This is a genomic window from Flagellimonas abyssi (assembly GCF_019457905.1).
In the GTDB taxonomy this organism is placed as follows: Bacteria; Bacteroidota; Bacteroidia; order Flavobacteriales; family Flavobacteriaceae; genus Flagellimonas; species Flagellimonas abyssi.
In genome coordinates, this window is sequence record NZ_JAHZSV010000007.1 from 123,373 (window position 1) to 146,578 (window position 23,206).

Genomic DNA, 23,206 nt, shown 5'->3' on the forward strand with positions numbered 1-23,206 from the left:
TATTATTCTTGAACACGTATTGAATTCTTTCTGGTCCTGTAAAAAGCTATGGCCTTTTGAAATTTTACCGCACCTTCCTTGGTTTGGTCATAAATGAATCCATCCAATTCAGGATGATGTTCTGCTATCCAAGACACCAAATTTTCCCGTTTGGCAGTCCACAAAGAATCCTTGAAATCGACATATTCGACGATATCAATACTATAAATTTTGCCATTTTTGATTTTCATGATTTCACGGCTAACGAAGGGTTCTTCTTGCAGAAAAAGAATCCTATCACATGCCTTTGAGACTTTTAATTCAAGGCTGTCCCCACTTTTGTTAATGTCCAGGATCTTATATTTTGGACGGAACACGGAATCCCACTGAAACAAAGAACGATAGCCCTCTTTACTAAAAGCCCTTACATGGTCCATTTCATTAAACCGTATGCTGTCCAAAAACAACTCGACCAGTTCCTTATAATCGGATGTGTTCAGGGCGCTGACGTAATTTTCGGCAATTTTCACCGTATCCATTTCCTTATGCTTCTGATTACAGGACATGGTGATTACCGCGCACACAGCGATGACGGCAATCTTCTTAAAACTGAATTCAATCATAACACAAAAATAGGCTTATCTTAGACGTCCCAAAACTTTGTTCGGATTAAAGATTCCTCAAGCGTATATTTGCCTATGGCATCACTCAAAAATTTCCTTAAATCCAAAGACTACATAAATATACCTTTGGTATTGACCGAAACCAACCATTTTGAACTCGTTGCCAGTATCAATGGTGTTACGGGCAAGTTTATTTTGGACACCGGAGCATCCAATACCTGCGTGGGGATGGACAAAATTGCGTTTTTTGAAATGGCGTCGGAAGCCACAGACATTAAAGCCGCTGGAGCTGGTGCTTCGGAAATGGAAACTTTGATCTCCATCAAGAACAAAATACAGATCGGGGACTGGAAAAAGAAAAAACAGAAGGTCGTTCTTTTTGATCTTACCCACGTGAATCAAGCTTTAGTTTCCCACAATGCCCTGCCCGTTGATGGAATCATCGGTGCGGATCTACTGAAAAAAGGTAAGGCCGTAATCGATTACAATAAAAAATGCCTCTACTTAAAAAAGTAAAGGCATTTGTTTATAGATTTCACGATATCGCTTCGACTTCGCTCAGCGACCTTTCTATTTAATATTTAGATTATAATTCCAACGCTTTTTTCACGTTTCCGTCCATCAACAATTCTTCTGGACTTTCCAAGGCTTCTTTTACAGCGACCAAGAACCCAACGGATTCTTTACCATCAATAATTCGGTGATCATAAGAAAGCGCAACGTACATTACAGGTGCTATGGCAATGGCACCATCCCTAACAATGGCACGTTCCACAATGTTGTGCATTCCCAAGATTCCACTTTGTGGTGGATTGATAATCGGGGTAGACAACATAGAACCAAATACACCTCCGTTGGTAATGGTAAAGGTACCGCCGGTCATTTCATCAACCGTGATTTCACCCTCCCTAGCACGGATGGCCAAACGTTTTACTTCGGATTCGATTCCTCTGAACGTAAGATTTTCTGCATTTCTGATTACGGGAACCATCAAACCTTTAGGTCCTGACACTGCAATACTGATATCACAGAATTCGTAGGTGATCATTTCCTTGCCATCAATCATGGAATTAACCGCCGGATACATTTCCAATGCTCGGATTACCGCTTTGGTAAAGAAGGACATAAATCCTAGACTTACTCCATGCTTATTTTTGAACTCTTCCTTGTATTGATTTCTCAACTCGAAAATAGCGGACATGTCCACTTCGTTGAAGGTGGTCAACATCGCGGTCTCGTTCTTGGCAGAGACCAACCTTTCGGCCACTTTTCTTCTCAACATGGACAATTTGGAACGGCTTTCACCTCGGTTACCCCCTGTTGGAGTTCCCATGGACGGAACAGCTTTTACAGCATCGTCCTTGGTGATACGCCCATCTTTTCCACTACCTGATACGGAAGAAGAATCGATTCCCTTTTCGTCCAATATTTTCTTGGCCGCTGGTGATGGGGTACCGGAAGCATAAGTTTCCTTTTTAGGTTCCTCTTTCTTCGGGGCTTCTTTTTTAGGTTCCTCCTTTTTGGACTCCTCTTTCTTGGATTCTTCCTTTTTATCTGATTTATCCGATGAGCCTCCGGGTTTTTCGGCGCTTGTATCGATAAGGCAAACCACCTCACCAACAGCTACGGCGTCCCCCACTTCGGCCTTAAGGGTAATAATTCCGCTCTCCTCCGCAGGAAGCTCCAATGTTGCCTTGTCCGAATCTACTTCGGCTATGGCCTGGTCCTTCTCCACATAGTCTCCATCTTCTACCAACCATTCGGCGATTTCTACCTCTGTAATGGATTCCCCCGGTGAGGGAACTTTCATTTCTAAAACCATTCTATTATAGTTTATACTTGAATTATCTTATTTGCATGTTATCCTTACTCTTGTCAAAAACGTAGTCCAACACTTGGGCATGACGTCTTTTTGAGCGAACGGCACTACCTGCCGCAGGGGCTCCGTAGAACCTACGGGAAGCCACTCTAAACTGCTTGGCCTCGTCCAAATGCATCAACATGTGGCTCCAGCCCCCCATATTCCTTGGTTCTTCCTGTGCCCAAACAATATCGTCGGCGTTCTTGTATTTTTTGATAATGCTTCGCATTTCTTCAGCCGGCAATGGGAACAATTGCTCCACACGTACCAAAGCTACATCATCTCTTTCCAACTCTTCACGTTTGTCCAGAAGATCATAATAGAATTTACCAGTACAGAACACCAATGTTTTTACCTTGGCCGCTTTTGCATCAGCGTCATCAATCACCATTTGGAAACTACCGTTGGCCATTTCTTCTTTAGTGGACACTACTTTAGGGTGCCTCAACAAACTTTTGGGCGTAAACACCACCAAAGGCTTACGGAAGTTGGCCTTCATTTGTCTACGGAAGAGATGGAACAAGTTGGCCGGCGTGGTCACATCCGCCACGAACATATTGTCCTTGGCACAAAGCTGTAAGTATCGCTCCATACGTGCCGATGAGTGCTCCGCTCCCTGACCTTCATAACCGTGTGGCAACAACAGCACCAATCCGTTCTGCAGCTTCCATTTATCCTCTGCCGATGATAAATATTGATCTATAATAATCTGGGCTCCGTTACTGAAATCCCCAAACTGTGCCTCCCAAATGGTCAATGTTTTCGGGCTTGCCATGGCATAGCCATAATCAAATCCCATAACGGCATATTCTGAGAGTAATGAGTTATAGATATGAAACTTACCGTTTTGGTTATCGCCCATTTCGTTCAACAGCACTACTTCTTCCTCGTGCATTTCCGTTTTGATGACCGCGTGCCTGTGCGAGAAGGTTCCCCTTTCCACATCTTGACCTGTCATCCTAACATCGTAACCTTCCTCTATCAACGAACCATAGGCCAACAATTCGCCCATCGCCCAATCGAGTTTGTTATCCTCAAAATACATGGTATGGCGACCATCTACCAACTTGACCAATTTTCTCAAGAACTTTTTGTCCTCTGGCAATTTGGTAATGCTCTTGGCAATCTCATCCAATTTCTTGAGGTCGTACGTGGTATCCATAGGTTTAAGCATCACCTCTTCGGTCACTTGCTCAAAACCTTCCCATTCATCTTGCATGAAAGGGGTTATTCTGGTCTTCTCGATTTTACGGGAATCCAAAAGATTCTCTTCGAGATCGTTCTTATATTTTTCCTCAAGCTCTTTTACGTAGTTCTCATCGATTATTCCCTCGGCTATCAATTTGGCCGCATAAATATCCCTTGGGTTATCGTGCTTGGAAATTGATTTGTACAACAATGGCTGGGTAAACTTAGGCTCATCGCCCTCGTTATGACCATACTTCCTGTACCCCAATAAATCCAAGAAAATATCACGTTTGTATCGCATCCTATATTCCAAGGCAAAGGTGGTGGCATGCACCACGGCCTCAGCATCATCTGCATTTACGTGAAGTACTGGCGAAAGGGTTACTTTTCCAACATCCGTACAATAGGTCGACGACCTTGCATCCAAATAGTTAGTTGTGAACCCAATTTGGTTGTTCACTACAATATGTATGGTACCTCCTGTGGTATACCCGTCCAAACGGGCCATTTGAATTGTTTCGTAAACGACTCCTTGGGCAGCAAAAGCGGCATCGCCATGAATCAAAATCGGGAGTACTTCGGAGATATTCTCGCTATGGTCACGATCCTGTTTGGCTCTAGAAATCCCTTCGACGATGGAGTTTACAGTCTCTAAGTGAGATGGGTTCGGGGCAATGTTCATGTTGACCATTTTCCCTGAATCTGTCTCACGTTTTGATGTCCATCCCAAGTGGTACTTTACGTCCCCGTCAAAAATGGTCTCTTCGTAATCCTTACCATCAAACTCGCTAAAGATGTCCTTTGGCGACTTCCCAAAAATATTCGTAAGCACGTTCAAACGTCCTCGGTGGGCCATACCCACTACAAATTGCTTTACGCCCTTGTCGGCCGCTTTTTCAATGATTACGTCCAAAGCTGGAATCAGAGATTCACCTCCTTCGAGCGAAAATCGTTTTTGTCCCACATATTTGGTATGCAAAAAGCTCTCAAAAGATACAGCTTCGTTCAATTTTCTAAGGATGTTCTTCTTCTCCTCCGGGCTATAATCGGGATGGTTGTCGTTCTTATTGAGCCAATCCTGAATCCACTGGATACGCTCCGGGGTTCGGATGTACATGTACTCGACCCCTATCGCATCACAATAAATACTCTCCAGATGGCGAATAATTTCCTTTAGGGATGCAGGGCCAATACCCAGTATTTTTCCTGCATCAAAAACGGTGTCGAGATCCTCTTGGTTAAGACCAAAGTTGTCTATGTCCAAGGTAGGCTCATACTTGCGCCTTTCCCTTACCGGGTTGGTTTTAGTAAAGAGGTGCCCACGGGAACGGTAACCATCAATAAGGCGGATGACCTGAAACTCCTTTTGCAAGGTTTCCGGCATTTCCACTTTCCGTCCATTGGAAAGCACGACCATGCCGCCATCACCCTTATCCGATTCGATTCCCAAATCTTCGAGGGAACCTTCCAAACCAAAATCAAATCCTTGAAAAAAAGCCCTCCAACTGGGCTCAATAGTATCGGGATTCGTTAGATATTTTTCGTATTGCTCCGCAAAAAATGAAGTGTGCGCAGCATTTAAAAATGAATATTTGTCCATTCTTTCTGTTTCTCCAAAACTTTATGGAAAATTTTGTCAAAAATACGGGTTTTAGCATTTATATACTTGTATTCCCGTGAATTTCTTACTCAAATTTACAACTATATCACAGAATAAACAGTAAAGCAATAAAAATGAAATTTTTAACTGAAATTAACAGTGGAAACTAAAAATAATTTAACTTGACCGACCAGCTAAACCAACCTAATATGTCCAAACTTAAAAACAGATACCTTTCCCTCGATGTTTTCAGAGGACTTGACGTTGCCTTAATGATCATAGTCAACTCCCCAGGAAATGGCTCTACCACCTTTTCTCCTTTATTACATGCCGAATGGAACGGTTTTACATTGACCGACCTTGTTTTTCCAACTTTTTTGTTCGTGGTGGGAAATGCCATGAGCTTTAGCATGAAAAAGTATGAAAGTATGGGTACACCTGCGTTTTTCAAAAAAGTTTTGAAACGGACGGCCATTATTTTTTTACTGGGCTTTTTAATGTATTGGTATCCCTTTTTTGACGATGGACAATTAAAACCATTTTCGGAGACGCGGGTCTTTGGGGTTCTGCAACGCATTGCGCTATGCTATATGTTCGCCTCCATCATCCTATATTTTGTAAAGACCAAAACGGCCATTTGGCTGAGCTTGGCATTTTTGGTTGGCTACCACCTAATCCTAATTGGTTTTGGAGACCTTACATTGACAGGAAATGCGGTTCTTAAATTGGATGAATGGTTAATTGGACCAAACCACATGTACCACGGCGAAGGCATTGCTTTTGATCCCGAAGGATTGCTGAGCACACTCCCATCTATTGTAAATGTGATCATTGGTTATTTGGCGGGTAGATTCATCCAGAACAACGGACAGAATTATGAAACAGTAGCCAAATTGATGATGTTCGGGTTTGCCCTTGTATTCGCAGGATTGGCTTGGGACCTTATTTTGCCCATCAACAAAAAACTTTGGACAAGCTCGTTTGTATTGCTCACCTGTGGCATCGACCTTTTTGCAATCGCCATCCTTATTTATATCCTGGACATGAAAAAAGCCAAAAGCTGGAGTTACTTTTTTGAAGTTTTCGGTAAAAACACCCTGTTCATTTACTTGCTATCGGAATTGTTCATCATAACCCTTTTCGCTATCGATATCAATGGAGAATCTTTATACAGATGGATTGCCGACAACATATTTATATCGTGGTCCGGCGGACATATGGGCTCTTTGCTATTTGCACTCTGGGTGATGCTCACTTGTTGGGCCGTGGGCTACTTTATGGACAAAAAAGGCATTTATGTAAAGGTATGACCAAAGGTCAGCCGCTATATTTGGCCTTGTACCACACTTTTTGCCATTCCCTTTTCAACAATAAAAAGGATACCTCCGCCGAAATGTCAACAACATCGGATGGAGCTATCCTTTTAATTTCATTTTCCGAAATATCCACCACATATAATAGGTTGAGATATTCTGGAAACTTTTCCACAATCAAAAAGTAGATTTTTTCGTGAATAATACTTTTCAGTTCCTCGGGAGCTATATCCAAAGGAAGGTTAATAGGCACATTGGCCAATTCAAAATCCTTTTTGAGCTGCATCAAAAGTTTTTGATAGAGCTGCTCTTGCTGGACACTTTCCAGCAACTCCAAACTGTTATTGTAGTTGGGAAGCATACTCTATCTACGTACAAATCAAGATTTGGGATTACAGCACCCTAACTTCTTACTATTTTCTCCCATTCCCAAGCTGATTTCATGGCATCATCGAGGCTGGATTTTGCTTTCCATCCCAAGACATCATTTGCTTTTTCGGTATTGGCATAGGCTTGGATTATATCTCCCGACCTTCTATCCACAATTTTGTAATTGAGTTTTTCCCCAGAAACACGTTCAAAGCTTTGTATCACCTCCAATACAGAACTTCCCTTTCCTGTTCCGAGATTGAAGACTTCGTAGTTAGTTTCATTTTTATCCTTCAAAAGACGTTGCAATGCCGCTACGTGGGCTTTGGCCAAATCAACAACATGGATGTAATCCCTGATACAGGTACCATCTTCCGTGGGGTAATCATCGCCAAAAACAGAAAGCTGCTCGCGAAGTCCAATGCCTGTTTGGGTGATAAAAGGAACCAAGTTTTGAGGAACACCGATGGGCAATTCTCCAATTTTTCCTGATGGATGCGCTCCGATCGGATTGAAATATCGCAATGCAATGGCTTTAAGGTCTGAGTTTACCTTGCAGGTATCCCTAATAATTTCCTCTCCCACTTGCTTGGTATTCCCGTATGGGGATTCAGCAGGTTTAACCGGGGCTGACTCAGTTATCGGCATTTCATCCGCTTGACCGTAAACCGTACAGGAACTACTAAAAATGAAGCTTGCACCTCCCTTTTTCTTCAACTCCTGAAGAATATAGACCAGTACACCAAGGTTGTTCTCGTAGTACAGAAGTGGTTCTTCCACACTTTCTCCCACCGCTTTGGATGCCGCAAAATGAATCACTCCGGCAACATCACCGTGTTTTTGGAAGAAATCTTGGACCTTGGGCTTATCACGAAGGTCAAATTCTTCAAAAAGAGGTTTCTTTCCTGTAATGGCCTCAATACCATCCAACACCTTGATGGATGAGTTGGAAAGGTTATCCACAATGACTACTTCAAAACCTTCATTCTGTAGTTCAACAACGGTGTGGGAACCAATAAAGCCCAAACCACCTGTTACGAGTATTTTCATTTTTATTTGTTTACGAAGTCGATTACCAAACTGGTTATATATTCAATTTGTTCATCATCCAGCTCGGTATGCATCGGAAGAGAAATCACTTCGTTCACCAATTGATTGGTCACAGGAAAATCATCTTCGTTGTATCGGTCGTCCACATAAGCTTTCTGTTTATGCAACGGAACCGGATAATATACACCACAAGGAACGTCGTTATCATTTAAATGTTGTACTAGTGCATCTCGTTTTCCGTTGGTAATCTTTAAAGTATATTGATGAAATACATGGCAATCACATACACTTTTCTCGCTATCACAACTGCATGATATTTTTGGCACCACTATATGTTCCTGCCCTTTGAATGCTTGGGAATATTTTGATGCAGCCTCCCAACGCTTTTGGTTGTAATAGTCTAACTTTGGCAGCTTTGCCCTTAGAACTGCTGCTTGAATAGAATCCAAACGTGAGTTGACACCTACCACATCGTGATAATATCTTTTGTACATTCCATGGTTTACAATGCCACGGATAATATGTGCCAAATCACCATCGTTGGTAAAAATAGCGCCACCATCTCCATAACAGCCCAAATTTTTTGATGGGAAGAACGATGTTGCCCCTACATTTCCGATTGTGCCAGCCTTTTGTTTGGAGCCATCTTTGGAAAAATAAGAGCCTCCTATGGCCTGCGCATTATCTTCAATGACATATAAATCATGTTTTTTGGCCAATTCCATAATTTCGTCCATATTGGCGCATTGCCCAAATAGGTGAACGGGAACGATCGCCTTTGTTTTTGGAGTAATCGCCTTTTCTATGGCTTTCACATCTATATTAAAGGTGTCGGGCTCTACATCTACCAAAACAGGTGTCAATTGCAGCAGACCGATTACTTCCACGGTAGCCGCAAAGGTAAAATCAGCGGTAATCACCTCATCGCCCGGTTGCAAACCAAGGCCCATCATACATATTTGGAGTGCATCGGTCCCATTGGCACATGGAATCACATGTTTAACGCCCAAATAGTCCTGCAACTCATTTTGAAAGGCCTGTACATGGGGGCCGTTGATAAATGCAGAAGAATCCAAGATTTCCGCAATAGCTTCGTTGACCTCGGTCTTTATACCTTCATATTGACCTTTTAGGTCAACCATTTGAATTTTTTTCATCCGAATAAATTAATACGTCAAAATTAAGAAATTAAGATGCCATAATGGTCTCTGACCGAAAGAATGTATTTTAGCGAAAAAGATATTCTTGCGTTTTCTGTACAACATACTTATCAATATTGCTTGGCTCGTTCTTAGCGTGATTGCCCTTTTCAATGCCAAGATCAAATTGTTCGTTCAAGGCAGGAAGAGAACTTTTCCTTTGTTGAAAGAAAAATTGAACAAGGGAGACAAAACCATTTGGATGCATGTGGCCTCATTGGGCGAATTTGAACAAGGACTTCCTATTTTGGAACGGTTACACTCCAAGTATCCCGAACATAAATTGGTTCTCAGTTTTTTTTCGCCTTCCGGCTATGAGGTCAAAAAGAATACCTCCATTGCAGATGTGGTGGTGTACCTACCCTTGGACAGCCATCATAAAGTGAAGCGATTTTTAAATATGGTAAATCCCCAACTGGCCATTTTTGTTAAATATGAGGTCTGGCCCAATTATCTATATCAACTCAAAAAAAGAAATATTCCCACTATTTTGGTGTCGGCTATTTTCTCCGAAAGACAGATTTATTTCAAATCCTACGGTGGGTTTATGCGAAAGAGCCTAAGGGAATTTGACCATTATTTTGTTCAAGACGAAAAATCGAAAAAGCTGTTGGAATCCATCGGAATAAAAAATTCCAGTATTGGTGGCGATACTCGATTGGACCGAGTTTCGGAAATCCTGAAACGAAACAACCAATTGGACTTTATGGATCGCTTCAAGAACAATCAACTTTGCTTGGTGGCCGGAAGCACTTGGCCGGAAGATGAAAAAATCTTGGTCAATTACATCAACTCCACTCCCGAAAAAATAAAGTTTGTCATCGCACCGCACGAAATCAAGTCGGCACATATCGATAAAATTGCTTCTGCACTCGAAAAAACCGCGGTACGCTATTCCGAACTGGACAACCAAAACCTTAAGGAAATCGATGTCCTCATTATTGACACTATTGGTTTATTGACGAAAATTTATAGCTACGCCAATATTGCCTACGTGGGAGGTGGTTTTGCCACAGGATTGCACAATACTATGGAGCCTGCTATTTTCGGCATCCCAATTATCATCGGACCACAATTTGGAGGCTTCAAAGAAGCTGAAGACTTGGTCAACGAAGGAGGAATTATTCCGATTTCCAGTCAGGATAGTTTTGACAATTTGATGAACGATCTTTTGAACCACCCCATTTCCATCAAAAATATTGGAGCTATCAACGCCAATTACATCAACGCCAATAAAGGTGCTTCGGAATTGATCATGAAATACATTTCCAAGATTTTATAAATTTTGGTTAGCTTTAGCAAAATTCATCCTCCATGGACAAGCGTATTTTTAGAATTTCATTGACGGCGGCCCTAGCGGGCTTTTTGTTTGGGTTCGACACCGTAGTAATCTCCGGGGCCAACCAGCCCATAAAAGAGATTTGGGACACCAACTGGTTTTTGGGCGATTCCATTTTTACCTTCCACGGTATCTTTATCATGTCCATGGCACTGTGGGGAACCGTTTTGGGTTCGCTTTTTGGCGGAATTCCCACGGACCGTTTGGGAAGAAAGAAAACCTTGTTCTGGATAGGCATTCTGTATTTCGCATCGGCACTTGGCTCTGCATTTGCCCCGGAAGCTTACAGTTTTTCGTTTTTTAGGTTTATCGGTGGTGTCGGGGTAGGGGCCTCATCTGTGGCCGCTCCCGTTTACATTTCCGAGATTTCTACGGCCCAGACCCGTGGAAGGCTCACGGCCATGTACCAGTTCAATATTGTTTTTGGGATTCTATTGGCTTTTATCTCCAACTATCTCATCGGAATCATTTTTGATGAAAGCATAGCTTGGCGCTGGATGTTGGGCATTGAGGGCCTTCCCGCTCTGATCTATACCCTTATGGTGTTCAAAATTCCCAACAGCCCAAGATGGCTTTTAATGAAGGATAAGGCAGATGCCCTGGTCATCGAGTCCATAACGCTTTTGGGAATTGCGAAGGACAAGGCATCACTTCATCTGGAACAAATCAAAATTGCCATAGTGGAGACCAAAGAAAAGACAAGTGAAGGCTTGTTTTCCGGAAAGTACAATAAACCTTTGGTATTGGCTTTTTTAATTGCCTTTTTCAATCAACTATCTGGGATTAATTTTGTCCTCTACTACGCACCTGAAATTTTGGAACGGGCAGGTCTCGCTTCAGGTGAATCGCTCTTTAGCTCCATATCCATTGGGGTGATTAATTTGATTTTCACCTTTGTCGGCATATCCCTTATCGATAAACTTGGCCGAAAACAGCTCATGTACATTGGCTCCATCGGATACATTGTGAGTTTGGCCATGGTGGGATGGTGTTTCTATTCAGGGGCCAACTCGATATTGCTGCTAACTTTCATCTTAATTTTTATTGCTTCACATGCAGTAGGGCAAGGTGCGGTTATATGGGTGTTTATTTCTGAAATATTCCCGAACAAGGTTCGCTCCTACGGACAATCCTGGGGAACAGGGACACATTGGGTCTTTGCCGCATTGATTACCTTGCTCACCCCTACCTTTTTGGATGCGGAGATAGGCATCTTCAAGGAGAATCCATGGCCTATTTTTATCTTTTTTTCTGTCATGATGGTACTTCAATTGTTATGGGTGATTTTTATGATGCCGGAAACCAAAGGCATTACCTTGGAAGAACTTGCAAAACTGCTGAGCAAAAAGAAATATGACAAAGATTGATCCATTCACATTACGTAGCCTAAAAACATCCGTTAATCGAATAGTGGTCGACCCATATAAGGAAATAACCAAATATTTTCTTAAATTGTTAGAAACTACACTATTATGGAAGATGAAATTAGCATAGGCAACAAACTCATGGTCGGGTTTTTACGAATCATGGTTTTTATATTGATCGTAATCTTGATAGCAATCCCTGTGTTGATTGCACTTGACTTTTTAGGAGTTTTAGAGGCTATGGGTCTTTCTAATTGAAGATAACATCCTGCTCGCCCATTGATTTTGTGATCAATTTGATATAGGAGTCAATGGTCTTGTTCATGTTTTCGGGCTCGGTAACATCCACATCGCCCCTCCAGATGAGCTCTATCTCCTTTCCTACACAGATACAGTAGAGAGATGTTTCAGCGTGGTAAATATTAAAACTGTCGTAATACTCGGAATTGTAGTAGATATCCTGATGCTCTATATAATCACTGCTAAACCTGAGCATCATTTTATCAATATTGTTGATGCGTTCCCGAAATGTCCTCCTATTTTCCGCACCCACCACCTTGGTAAACAGAATGGCATCAAAGCCCTTGTTCAGTAATTGTTCCTCTACCTCTTTCAATTCTTGCTCCGACCTTTCAGCTGAAGTAAATTCCACATCGAACAGATCAATGCTGCGCATGGCCTCTACCCCTTGCTCTTTCAAGGCATGGACAAATCTATCCTCAAATTCCATTCTGGCCGCATCGTCTTTTACCATACCCACGACCAGCACTTGATAGGCATCAAAAACCACATTGTCCGGGTTCTTCCAAGTACTCACCAACTTGGTAGACGAACAGCTTGTAAGTAGCAATAGAATTATGCCAATTAATTTGAGTTTCATCACGATTGTTTTAGAAGATTCATGCGCAGCAAATGCCTAATTTATTAATGCGAGGCAAAAGTTGCCTGCCGCTTTTCAAGTTGTCTTCTTAAATCCTCAACAGTTTTGGACATGGATTTTTCAAAATCATCGGTATTGGACTTTGCAAAGATTCTTGGTCCGGGGGCACTCAGTTCTATTTCACAGATCTTGCCTTCTCCCGTTTTATCGTTCTCTGTTTTGAATAACACATTGGCCTTGATCAACCAGTTATATTTTGTTTCCAAACCTTCCAGTTTTTTCATTAATAATTGGGTTAATGATTCGCTGGTCATCATCTTTTGATATTGAACATGTACTTCCATGATTATTGTTTTGATTATATTCAAATCTAAGCCTAGTAAAGATACTATTTAATGACAATTGTCAGTTCAAGTTCAATTTCTATCCCAAGAAAAAAGGCTGCCCTGTACTCTGTAATACGGAGAACCAAAATTCGCCCTCCAAATCAATTTTCTTGCGCTTTTTGGTCACTTCGGCAATAGGAATGTACACATACCTATTGTTGACCCTGCTGGCGACAAATTTGGTCTTTCCGGCCATGGCCCCGTGAACCGCATGGTAGGCTAATCGGCTACAATATACACTATCGCTTGAGTTGGCAGGTGCGCAACGAACTATGTAACTGGGGTCGATATATTTAATGGTCACAGGACTCCTTCCTTTGAAGTATTCCGATATTTTTTCTTTTAGGAAGACACCTATATCCTCGTGCTGAACATTTCCCGATGCATCGGTAACGATTTGCCTTTCCTTGAAAAGTTGTTGACCAGCACCCTCGGCCACTACAATGACCGCATGTTTTTTCTGAAGCAACCTTTGTTCCAGAGCAGCAAAAAATCCATTTTCGCCCTCTAATGAAAAGTTCATCTCCGGGACCAACACAAAGTTGACCACTGGCATGGCCAAAGCGGCCGAGGCAGCGATAAAACCGCTGTCCCTCCCCATCAATTTAATGATGGAAATACCGTTATAGGCCCCTGTAGCTTCGTTGTGGGCATCCCTTAAAATGGGACTGGCCACATCAAAAGCAGTTTGGAAACCGAAGGATTCATCGATTAGGTCAATATCATTGTCAATGGTCTTTGGAATCCCTACAACGCTGATTTTGGCATCTCTTTTGGAAATTTCCTCACCAATGGCATTCACACCTTTTAAGGTCCCATCCCCTCCGATGGCAAAAAGCATGTCTATCTTATTGCTTTCAAGGGTATCCACCATTACCGAGACATCCTGTCCACCTCTGGAAGAACCCAAAAAAGTACCTCCAAATTGATGAATATCCTTGACCTTATCCGGGGTCAATTCTACTAGCTCATGGTCCTTTTCAGGATTTAGACCTTCATATCCGTAGGGAATACCAACAATTTTTTTAACCCCGTAGAAATAATGAAGAGCCATCACCAAGCCCCTGATCACATTGTTTATTCCAGGGCACAGTCCACCGCAAGTAACAATGGCCGCAGTGGCATTCTTGGCATCAAAAAATATATCCTGCCTTGGCCCCGCTTGCTCCATGCAGACAGGAGACTCTCCATCGTTTAAACAGTGATTATAATAGTCCATGGAAAGGTCGAACACCAGTCTATCGGACTCGCTCACAAAATTAAAGATACGGTCTCCCTTTACGGTACTAAGTTGAAGGGGCGACCTATATTTAGGCGCCCCTAAGTTTTCAATATTAAAAATGTTCTTTTCACTCACTGTACTGATTCTTAAAAATGTTCTGTCAAGCTGTGATGCGAATCAATGAGCGGTCCTCCGTTCATAATCTCATCTGAGGCTTGACTAGCAAATTTATCAAAATTGATATGGAACGAGTGCGCCAATTGAATGGCCTTGCTCACATACGCTCCTTTTTGCAACCACGTGTTCATTGGGTCCAAAATTTCTGTTGGTACTCCTGGACAATATTTTGGCATGTATAAACCAAAAATCGGATGGGTATCAAAGTCCACATCATCCAATTTACCTTCAAGAACAGCAGAAATCATTGCCCTAGTATATTTAAGCTTGATTCTTGACCCCACTCCGTAAGGTCCTCCACTCCATCCGGTATTTACCAACCAGACGTTTACCCCGGAGGCCTTCATTTTTTCACTCAACATTTCCGCGTACACCGCTGGGTGCAATGGCATAAAAGGTTCCCCAAAACATGCGGAGAACGATGGAACGGGCTCCGTAATACCAGCCTCTGTCCCAGCCACTTTGGCCGTATAACCAGAAATAAAATGATACGCCGCTTGACCAGGGGTCAGTTTGGATACCGGTGGCAACACCCCAAAGGCATCACAAGTTAAGAAAAAGATATTCTTGGGGTTGGATGCGTAAGAAGGTTCCTGAATGTTATCGATATGGAAAATCGGATAGCTTACCCTTGTGTTCTGGGTAATGGAACTATCAGAATAATCTACTTCTTTGGTCCCTTCCTTAAATATTACGTTTTCCAATAAGGCTCCTGGTCTAATCGCCCTGAAGATGTCCGGTTCTTTCTCCTCGGTAAGGTCGATTACCTTGGCGTAACACCCTCCTTCAAAATTGAAGATGGTATCTTCCTTGGTCCAGCCGTGCTCATCGTCCCCGATAAGTTTACGATCGGGATCGGCGGACAAGGTAGTTTTACCCGTACCTGACAATCCAAAGAAAATTGCTGTATCCCCTGCTTCGCCAACATTGGCAGAGCAGTGCATGGGCAACACCTCTTTTTCGGTGGGCAGTATAAGGTTCAATGCAGAAAAAATTCCTTTTTTCATCTCACCCGTATAAGCGGAGCCAGCTACCAAAGCAATCTTTTTGGTAAAGTTAAGGATGGAGAAATTACCGCTCAAAATACCATATTCTGATGGGTTCTGTGCCTCGTAGCCTGGAGCACACAACACCAACCACTCTTCTTCAAAATTATCAAGCTCGCTCTCATCCAAACGCAAGAACATATTTTTGATGAAGTAATTGGACCATGGATATTCGGTTATGGTCCTAACATTCATTCTATATTTTGGGTCTGCACATACATAGGCATCCCTTACAAAAACTTCCTTGCCATCGAGGTAGCTGGTGACCTCATCATATAACTTATCAAAATTTTCGGGAGATACTGGTTTATTGATTCTGCCCCACCAAACTTTTTCCTTGGTGTATTCGTCCTTCACCAAAAAACGGTCTTTTGGAGATCTACCGGTAAACTTTCCTGTATTTACACACAGGGTGCCGTTATCCGTTTCCACGCCCATGTCATTTTCAACGGTTAGTTTTTGTAGTGTCTCGGCATCAAGATTCCATTGTGCGCAGACATTTTTCAATCCATACTTGCTTAGGTCTTTGGTTGTGCTCATTTCTGATGTTTTTTAATGGTTAGAAGCTCCAAATCCATGGAACCAGTACTAATGTTGCTATAAAGAAAAGTAGCAGTAGTGGTCCGCCTACTTTCATATAATCTATAAACTTATATCCTCCCGCTGCCATGACCATTGCGTTTGTGGTCGTTCCTACTGGTGTCAAGAATGCAGTGGATGCGCTTATGGCGACGGCAATCATAAAAGGTTTTGGGGAAACTCCCAAGGTCATTGAGGCCATAATCGCTATGGGTGCCATCAATACTGCTGTAGCCGAGTTATTGATTGTTTGACTAAAAGCCGCTGTCAACAAGAAAATACCTGCCAAAAGAGCCACGGGGTGTATACTTCCCAAGCTATCCACCAAACTATTGGCCGCCAATTGTGCGACTCCTGTTTTTTGCAATGCCAAGCCCATGGGAATCATGGCCGCTATCATTACCACGCTCGTCCAACTGATTCCCTTGTAAGCTTTGCTTATGGGCACACAGCCGGTCAACATCATTATTCCTGCGCAAACCAATGCGGCAATAGCTCCCGGCAATATGTTAAATACCAAAAGGAGAATCATCAGTACCAAAGTTCCAAGAGCAATGTAGCTCCTAGTGGTGAGTTGATCCACATTTTTGGACAAGGCTTCTGGACTGCCGGATATCACTAGGTTTTCATACATGGATTTCAGTGCGATGATATTTTCCCACTGACCGCGAATCACAAACGCATCCCCTGCCTTGATCTCAATTTTTCCTTTCAATGGTGCATTATCTCTAGAAACAGCCAGAAGTTGTACCCCTGCTTGACGAAGATAATGTCCTAAATTAATGGTCTTTCCTACAAAAACTGATTTTGGCGTTATAATCATTTCCGCCATGCCCACTTCCTGATTGATCAACTCTTTTTTAAGCATATCGGATTCAGGTTTAAGGGGGATTACCCCTAAATGGAACTTAATCACCAACTTATCCACATCCTCTGGTTCACCTTTTACGGTTATGATATCGTGATATCGCATTTCTGTATCCAGGCCTGGCATTTCCACAAATTGTGGAATTCTGTGCAGTTTGTTCGGATGCCTTCGCTTAAGGCGCATTACAGATACCTTGTGCTCACTCTCAAAATTCCAATCCTTGATCTTGGTATTTATCAATTGCGACATGGAACGTATGCGCAATCTGTACAGGTTATCTCCTATACTATAGTTCTCTATCCATTTGTGCATTTCCTGATCTATGGCCATGGGCTTGTTATTGGTTCTATGGTCTGGAAGCAATTTATGGCCCACATACCTAAAATAGAGCACGGAAATAATCAGGAGCGGCAGCCCTATCAATCCGAATTCAAAGAACGAAAAACCCGTAAACCCATTCTGTGCCAATGCATTGCTCACAATAATGTTTGGAGGTGTACCCGTTAATGTCAGCAATCCTCCGGTATTGGAGCCAAAGGCTACGGGAATCAATAATTTTGATGGAAGTGTGCCAGCGTTCCAAGCTGCGGTCACAGTTACGGGAAGCAATGCGGCGACCGTTCCCGTGTTGCTCACAAAACCCGACAACAAGCTGGAGCCCAAAGTAACGATGACCAATAGTCGCGATACATTCTTTCTTGCCCATTTCACAAAAAATTGCCCCGCCATTGCGGTCCATCCCGTTCGGGAAAGCCCTTCCCCTATTATAAACAGGGCCGCGATCATGATCACGGTCGGATTACTGAACCCGGCCAAAGTCTCTCCCAAATCTAAAATACCCGTAAGAAAGAGCGACAACATCGCCATGAGGGCGACCACATCGGGAGGGAACTTTCCCCAAACGAACAAAACAATGGTAATACCTAAAATAATCAGCAGTGGCAGCATGCTAAAAAGGTAAAAAGGTTAGTCCAAGGCCAAAACCGGTATCTCGGAATGGAGGGTCAACAGTTTGGTCAACCTACCCTCCGAAGGAGTACTCTTTTCGGTATGATTTCGTGGCAATATAGTTAACAGATCAATATTTTTTTCTTTGATATAGTCAAGGATACCTTGCTCTATGTCCTCATTTTTAGTGAATGTATGATCAGCATAAAAATGCTCCAAGTAGTATTCCAATAAATTTTCATTGGATTCTATTACGGCCTCTTCATCATATATGGAATCTTTGTAAATGGTAAGCACATGAACCCTGGCATCAAAAGTTCGGGCCACATCCAAAAGGGTGCCCAAAACCTCTTTATCATCAATTCGTTCCCCGCCCATTACCAAAGCAATGTTTTTGGGATCCTTGATTTCGGTTCCATAGGGAATGGAGATTACAGGACAATTGGCTTCCAGCACCAATTTTGAGGTATTTGTTATGGCCTCATCCGTAATCTTATCTCCCATGGTGCCCATCATAATTAAATCGGCATCACTCTTTTCTTGTACGGACAGGATAGTATTGATTACTTCTCCCGTATCTGTAATAAATTCAGGAGCAACTTTTAATCGCACCTCGAAAGACTCCAACACTTTGAAGAAATCTTTTCCCAGTTTTTCATTGTCAGATGCGCTTATGGGCATGGCACCAACATACAGACCAACAATGCCAATGGATTTCTCCGTGCCCACAAAATTGACCACATATTCCAAAGCATTGACTGATGCTTCGGAAAAATCAAAAGGAATTAATATTTTATTTAAACTGCTCATACCTAATATATTTATTGATTTCTATTCTCGATTCAAAAGTAGAATCGACCTGTGACCTAAAACATGACAGATATCAGTAACTTCGATTTTTATCCCCGATTTTTCCAAAAAAACGAGTTACTATAAAAACCTAACGGGTTATTTTATTGCTTCCATATTGGTTATATTTAGGGACCGAACAACAACGTAATATTAAAATGGATTTAGTAATAGGAATTGATATAGGGGGAACCAAAACCAAGATAGGTTTGGTAGACGAACATGGCGAATGCTACGAAAAAACATTTTTTAGGACCAAAGAATATCCCAACCTTGATAATTACTTGGATAAAATAAAATCTACCGTTGATGAGCTTTTAGAAAATTTCGGGAAAGATGCCAACATAATCGGCTGTGGTATCGGGGCACCAAATGCATCCAGTAAAAACGGCACCATTGAAAGAGCCAGTAATCTGGCCTGGAAAGGAAGTGTTCCCTTGGTAAAACTGCTCAAACAGCGATTGGATATGCCCATCCGAATCATGAACGATGCAAGTGCCGCTGCTTTGGGAGAAATGCTGTTCGGAGGTGCCAAGAATATGACTGATTTTATTGTGATTACCTTGGGCACCGGTTTTGGAGCCGGAATTGTTGCCAACGGTCAACTTATTGACGGTTTTGACGGCTTTGCCGGCGAGTTGGGCCATGTGGACATGACCATTGGCGATGGAAGGCTTACCGGACTCGGTGTAAAAGGAGGATTGGAAGCTTATGTCTCCGCCACAGGCCTGAAACGTACCGTAATGTACATGCAGAGCAAATATCTGGTGGATAGCAGGTTCAGGGATATTGCCTATAACGACCTTCACGGGGAGGATATTACCCAAGCCGCTGAAGAGGGCGATGAGATTGCACTGAAGGCATTTGATTATACGGCCCGAATTATGGCACAGGCCTTGGCAAATTTTACGGCCTTTACCCAACCCGAAGCATTTATTTTAATGGGCGGGCTTACCAATAGCGGAAAATGGATCATGACACCTTTGGAAAAATACTTTAATGGGTTCTTGTTGGATGTTTATAAAGGGAAAGTAAAGCTTCTGCATTCCTCAATGGAGGGAAAAACGGCGGCCATTTGTGGCGCAGCTGCCCTTATCTGGGAAAACGAAAAGAAAAAACAACTTTAAAAATATCCTAGGTATATAGAAAATTAATCTATGACAAGTATCATAACTTGTCATGGAATTTAATGGAAAACTTTGCACTCCAACAATCAAAAACCGCTGATTATGGAGCTCTCAAAGTTTCTTTCATATTGGCTTTGTTCCATAGTATTCGCTTGTTTTTCAATACAGCTAGGTTATACTCAAAATTCTGAGGAAAATGAATATGGGTCTTGGTTGGTTCTTTGTGGAACCGCCAAAGTTCACGAAGATTGGAGCATACCGGCGGTTGGGATTATTCGCCATCATCAAATGCTTGACAAATATGGCTTTTTCTTTTTTAGAACAGGGGCATCCTACAAAATAAGTAAGGCCTCTACTTTTACCGGAGGGGTTGCACTACTCAATTCCAATTCCTATTTGGAACCCAATGATGTAGTGAACACAAACCAGTTTTGGTTGTATGGGGAGTATAACTTACAGACAGAGTTCAACGATAATTCCTTGGCTCATCGTATCCGTTTGGAAAACCGAAGGCTTATCAATACAGAAGCGCCCAAGGCGAACAATAGAATCAGGTACCGTCTTCAATATGTTCGACCTATTTATAAGGATGTTTATTTTAAGGCTTTTGATGAGCTATTTCTTAATCTGAAGGGAAATGCATACGGTGAAAATAGAGTTTTCATTGGTATCGGGAAACAACTTGCCCCAAATCTAAAAGCGGATATCGGATACTTTAACAGGAGGTTTAAAAATTACCGTGAGGATATGGTAAGGCTGAGTCTGAACTTCAATATTGACCTTACCAAAGATGACTGGGCACTACAACCAAACAAATAACCCAACACACTAAAAAACAATCGTTTCCTCTCCATTTTGAAACCTGATTATTATCATATTTTCTGATTTGGGATAAATCTACCTTTAACATAGTTAAATCGTAGAAGTCATGAAACCAAAAAAGAACCCAAGCGCAGAAATTGGACGCAACAGCAGTCTATATTTTATGATAGGACTTACTTCGGTATTGTTCATGACATGGCAATCCTTTGAAGTAAAGTTCTATGAAGAGGAATCCAAAGTTTCTGAAGTTGTACAGCTAACCGACGAACTTAAGGAAGATGTACCTATTACCGAAATAATACGTACCGCTCCACCTCCACCCCCACCTTCTGCTCCCAATGTTATTGAGATAGTGGATGATGTGGAAGATGTAAAAGAGACCATAATAGAAAGTACCGAGAGTAGCCAAGAAACTTATATTGAGGATGCAGTAGTTCGAATTGAGGATGTTGATGTGGAAGAAGTCGAAGAAGATATCATAGTACCTTTCGCCGTTATTGAACACGTACCTGTTTTTCCTGGGTGTGAGGGCCTACAGACCCAAGCGGAACGCAAAGCCTGTTTTAATGAAAAGGTTCAGGAGCACATAAAAGCAAATTTCAGCTATCCGAAATCCGCTCTAGAAATGGGGATTACAGGTCGGGTTTACGTACAATTTGTAATTGATACCAACGGAAGGGTCGTAGGTATAGAAAAAAGAGGACCGGACAAACTATTGGAACAAGAGGCCGCTAGAATCATTGCTGCTTTGCCCAAGGTAAAACCCGGTGAACAAAGAGGTAAGCCCGTAAGCGTTAAATACAGTATACCAATAAACTTTATCATGCAAAATTAAATCACCGAACATAGCCCAAAAAGAGGTCCAAGTGAATTTGCTTGGGCCTTTTTTATGCAGTAAACATGAGGTTTTGCCATGGTTCTAGACCATTACATAGTGCTATTCATTGTTCCTCAGGACCTTCAATATGGCAATACTGACATTTATCATGTTTTTTGCAAACCATCAAAAGTACTTTTGACCTATAATGTAATGGTATGCAGCTTATGTGCGAATTAATTCAAAAATATAATGTTCCAGGTCCTCGATACACGAGTTATCCTACTGTTCCCTATTGGGACATGGAAACTTTTTCAGGAAAAAAATGGAAGTCAAGCGTGATCCAAGCTTTCGAGGAAAACCCCGAGGAAGGAATCAGCATTTATATACATCTACCCTTTTGCGAGAGCATGTGCACCTTTTGTGGTTGCCATAAGCGCATCACTAAAAGGCACGAAGTGGAATCTCCTTATATCACAGCTGTTTTAAAGGAATGGGAACTTTATGTGGAATTGATGGGGTCTAGACCTGTAATCAAAGAACTTCATCTTGGCGGTGGAACACCGACCTTCTTTTCGCCTGAGAACTTAAAAATATTGATCAACGGTATTACAAGACTCAGTAAAAAGACGGATACCATTGAATTTAGTTTTGAAGGGCACCCCAACACCACCACCAAAGAACATTTACAGGCCCTTTACGATGTAGGATTTAGGAGAGTATGTTTTGGCGTACAAGATTACAACCTTACCGTACAACGGGCCATAAACAGGATTCAGCCCTTTGAAAATGTAAAAAACGTTACGGAATGGGCCAGGGAAGTAGGATATACCTCAGTGGGACACGATATAATCTACGGCCTACCGTTCCAGGATTGTTCCGATGTGGAGACCACTATTGTAAAGACAAATGCCATAAAACCGGACAGAATAGCATTTTACAGCTATGCCCACGTGCCTTGGCTAAAAGGAAATGGTCAGCGCGGGTATAAAGAAGAGGACCTTCCCTCTTCCATAGAGAAAAAAGCACAGTACGAAATGGGCAAAAGAATGCTTGCCGAGTTTGGCTATAAAGATGTTGGCATGGACCATTTTGCCCTTCCCACGGACAGTCTGTACCAAGCCTTGGAAAATGGAACCCTACACCGAAATTTTATGGGCTACACCCCCTCCAAAACTAAACTGATGATTGGTTTGGGAGCCTCCAGCATCAGTGATAGCTGGTATGGATTTGCCCAAAATGTAAAGAATGTGGAAGAATACCAGAATTTGGTTTCACATGGGGTTATCCCTATTTTTAGAGGACACATTTTAAATGAGGAAGACCAAATTTTGAGAAGACATATCCTCAATATTATGTGTCGATTTGAGACAAATTGGAAACCTGAAGAAAAAGAAGTCGTTGATTTTGAAAACATTCTGGCCAACCTATCCGAACTGGAAGCAGATGGCCTTGTTAAAATAGAGGACAAAACCATAAAGGTGACGGACAAAGGCAGGCCTTTTGTCAGAAACATCAGTATGGCCTTTGACCTTAAAATGCACCGTAAAAAACCGAATACCCGAATATTTTCCATGACCGTTTAACCTAAAAAAGCAAA

The 23,206-nt window shown here is 42.1% G+C and carries 20 protein-coding genes; 8 read left to right on the top strand and 12 right to left on the bottom strand.

Features of this window, described 5'->3' with window-relative positions:
- Positions 1–2: 2 nt before the first annotated feature.
- Positions 3–602: a hypothetical protein gene (locus K1F36_RS06980; protein WP_220113171.1), complete on the bottom strand. Its 600-nt coding sequence runs from the start codon at positions 600–602 to the stop codon at positions 3–5.
- Positions 603–677: 75 nt separating this feature from the next.
- On the opposite strand from K1F36_RS06980, the gene K1F36_RS06985 reads away from it, so the two are divergent.
- The gene (locus K1F36_RS06985) at positions 678–1,118 is read left to right on the top strand and encodes a retropepsin-like aspartic protease family protein (protein ID WP_220113172.1); all 441 of its coding nucleotides are present in this window, start codon (positions 678–680) and stop codon (positions 1,116–1,118) included.
- A 70-nt stretch (positions 1,119–1,188) separates the two neighbouring features.
- Here the strand turns inward: K1F36_RS06985 and odhB are convergent, their stop codons facing one another.
- The gene (gene odhB / locus K1F36_RS06990; RefSeq protein ID WP_220113173.1) at positions 1,189–2,424 is read right to left on the bottom strand and encodes a 2-oxoglutarate dehydrogenase complex dihydrolipoyllysine-residue succinyltransferase; all 1,236 of its coding nucleotides are present in this window, start codon (positions 2,422–2,424) and stop codon (positions 1,189–1,191) included.
- A 22-nt stretch (positions 2,425–2,446) separates the two neighbouring features.
- Positions 2,447–5,251, bottom strand: a complete 2,805-nt coding sequence (locus K1F36_RS06995) for a 2-oxoglutarate dehydrogenase E1 component (RefSeq protein ID WP_220113174.1) — start codon at positions 5,249–5,251, stop codon at positions 2,447–2,449.
- Positions 5,252–5,460: 209 nt separating this feature from the next.
- Between K1F36_RS06995 and K1F36_RS07000 the strand changes: the two genes are divergently transcribed.
- Positions 5,461–6,561, top strand: coding sequence for an acyltransferase family protein (locus tag K1F36_RS07000; protein WP_258538967.1), 1,101 nt, complete (start codon positions 5,461–5,463; stop codon positions 6,559–6,561).
- A gap of 7 nt (positions 6,562–6,568) precedes the next feature.
- On the opposite strand, the gene K1F36_RS07005 is transcribed toward K1F36_RS07000, so the two are convergent.
- The 3 genes from K1F36_RS07005 to K1F36_RS07015 are packed head-to-tail and all read right to left on the bottom strand — an operon-like array spanning position 6,569 to position 9,140.
- Positions 6,569–6,925, bottom strand: a complete 357-nt coding sequence (locus K1F36_RS07005; RefSeq protein WP_220113176.1) for a hypothetical protein — start codon at positions 6,923–6,925, stop codon at positions 6,569–6,571.
- A 41-nt stretch (positions 6,926–6,966) separates the two neighbouring features.
- Positions 6,967–7,983, bottom strand: a complete 1,017-nt coding sequence (gene galE, locus K1F36_RS07010) for a UDP-glucose 4-epimerase GalE (protein WP_220113177.1) — start codon at positions 7,981–7,983, stop codon at positions 6,967–6,969.
- A gap of 2 nt (positions 7,984–7,985) precedes the next feature.
- A complete protein-coding gene (locus tag K1F36_RS07015; protein ID WP_220113178.1) occupies positions 7,986–9,140 on the bottom strand; it encodes a DegT/DnrJ/EryC1/StrS family aminotransferase in 1,155 nt (384 codons plus the stop codon).
- A gap of 88 nt (positions 9,141–9,228) precedes the next feature.
- Between K1F36_RS07015 and K1F36_RS07020 the strand changes: the two genes are divergently transcribed.
- Together K1F36_RS07020 and K1F36_RS07025 are read left to right on the top strand one after the other, a co-directional pair.
- A complete protein-coding gene (locus K1F36_RS07020; protein ID WP_258538968.1) occupies positions 9,229–10,464 on the top strand; it encodes a 3-deoxy-D-manno-octulosonic acid transferase in 1,236 nt (411 codons plus the stop codon).
- Positions 10,465–10,496: 32 nt separating this feature from the next.
- Positions 10,497–11,888: a sugar porter family MFS transporter gene (locus K1F36_RS07025; protein ID WP_220113179.1), complete on the top strand. Its 1,392-nt coding sequence runs from the start codon at positions 10,497–10,499 to the stop codon at positions 11,886–11,888.
- Between the two features lie 247 nt (positions 11,889–12,135).
- Here K1F36_RS07025 and K1F36_RS07030 read toward each other — a convergent pair whose 3' ends face one another.
- The 6 genes from K1F36_RS07030 to K1F36_RS07055 form a co-directional block, all read right to left on the bottom strand.
- Positions 12,136–12,765 carry a hypothetical protein gene (locus tag K1F36_RS07030; RefSeq protein ID WP_220113180.1) on the bottom strand — a complete coding sequence of 210 codons (630 nt, stop codon included), beginning with the start codon at positions 12,763–12,765 and terminating at the stop codon, positions 12,136–12,138.
- Between the two features lie 44 nt (positions 12,766–12,809).
- Entirely contained in the window at positions 12,810–13,109 is a 300-nt protein-coding gene (locus K1F36_RS07035) for an HPF/RaiA family ribosome-associated protein (RefSeq protein ID WP_108246369.1), read from the bottom strand.
- Positions 13,110–13,188: 79 nt separating this feature from the next.
- Entirely contained in the window at positions 13,189–14,508 is a 1,320-nt protein-coding gene (locus K1F36_RS07040; RefSeq protein WP_220113181.1) for an ATP-dependent 6-phosphofructokinase, read from the bottom strand.
- 11 nt (positions 14,509–14,519) lie between these two features.
- On the bottom strand, positions 14,520–16,136 hold the full coding sequence (gene pckA, locus K1F36_RS07045) for a phosphoenolpyruvate carboxykinase (ATP) (RefSeq protein WP_220113182.1): 1,617 nt from the start codon (positions 16,134–16,136) through the stop codon (positions 14,520–14,522).
- 19 nt (positions 16,137–16,155) lie between these two features.
- Complete coding sequence (locus K1F36_RS07050) at positions 16,156–17,991, bottom strand: SLC13 family permease (RefSeq protein ID WP_220113183.1); 1,836 nt, start codon at positions 17,989–17,991, stop codon at positions 16,156–16,158.
- An 18-nt stretch (positions 17,992–18,009) separates the two neighbouring features.
- Positions 18,010–18,801 (bottom strand): universal stress protein, encoded by a 792-nt coding sequence (locus K1F36_RS07055; RefSeq protein WP_220113184.1) that lies wholly within the window; start codon positions 18,799–18,801, stop codon positions 18,010–18,012.
- Positions 18,802–18,998: 197 nt separating this feature from the next.
- Between K1F36_RS07055 and K1F36_RS07060 the strand changes: the two genes are divergently transcribed.
- The 4 genes from K1F36_RS07060 to hemN all read left to right on the top strand — a co-directional run bounded on the left by K1F36_RS07060 (position 18,999) and on the right by hemN (position 23,192).
- On the top strand, positions 18,999–19,967 hold the full coding sequence (locus tag K1F36_RS07060; protein ID WP_220113185.1) for an ROK family protein: 969 nt from the start codon (positions 18,999–19,001) through the stop codon (positions 19,965–19,967).
- Positions 19,968–20,069: 102 nt separating this feature from the next.
- A complete protein-coding gene (locus K1F36_RS07065; protein WP_220113186.1) occupies positions 20,070–20,786 on the top strand; it encodes a DUF2490 domain-containing protein in 717 nt (238 codons plus the stop codon).
- A gap of 109 nt (positions 20,787–20,895) precedes the next feature.
- Entirely contained in the window at positions 20,896–21,624 is a 729-nt protein-coding gene (locus K1F36_RS07070) for an energy transducer TonB (protein WP_220113187.1), read from the top strand.
- Between the two features lie 209 nt (positions 21,625–21,833).
- Complete coding sequence (hemN, locus tag K1F36_RS07075) at positions 21,834–23,192, top strand: oxygen-independent coproporphyrinogen III oxidase (protein WP_220113188.1); 1,359 nt, start codon at positions 21,834–21,836, stop codon at positions 23,190–23,192.
- Positions 23,193–23,206 lie beyond the last annotated feature (14 nt).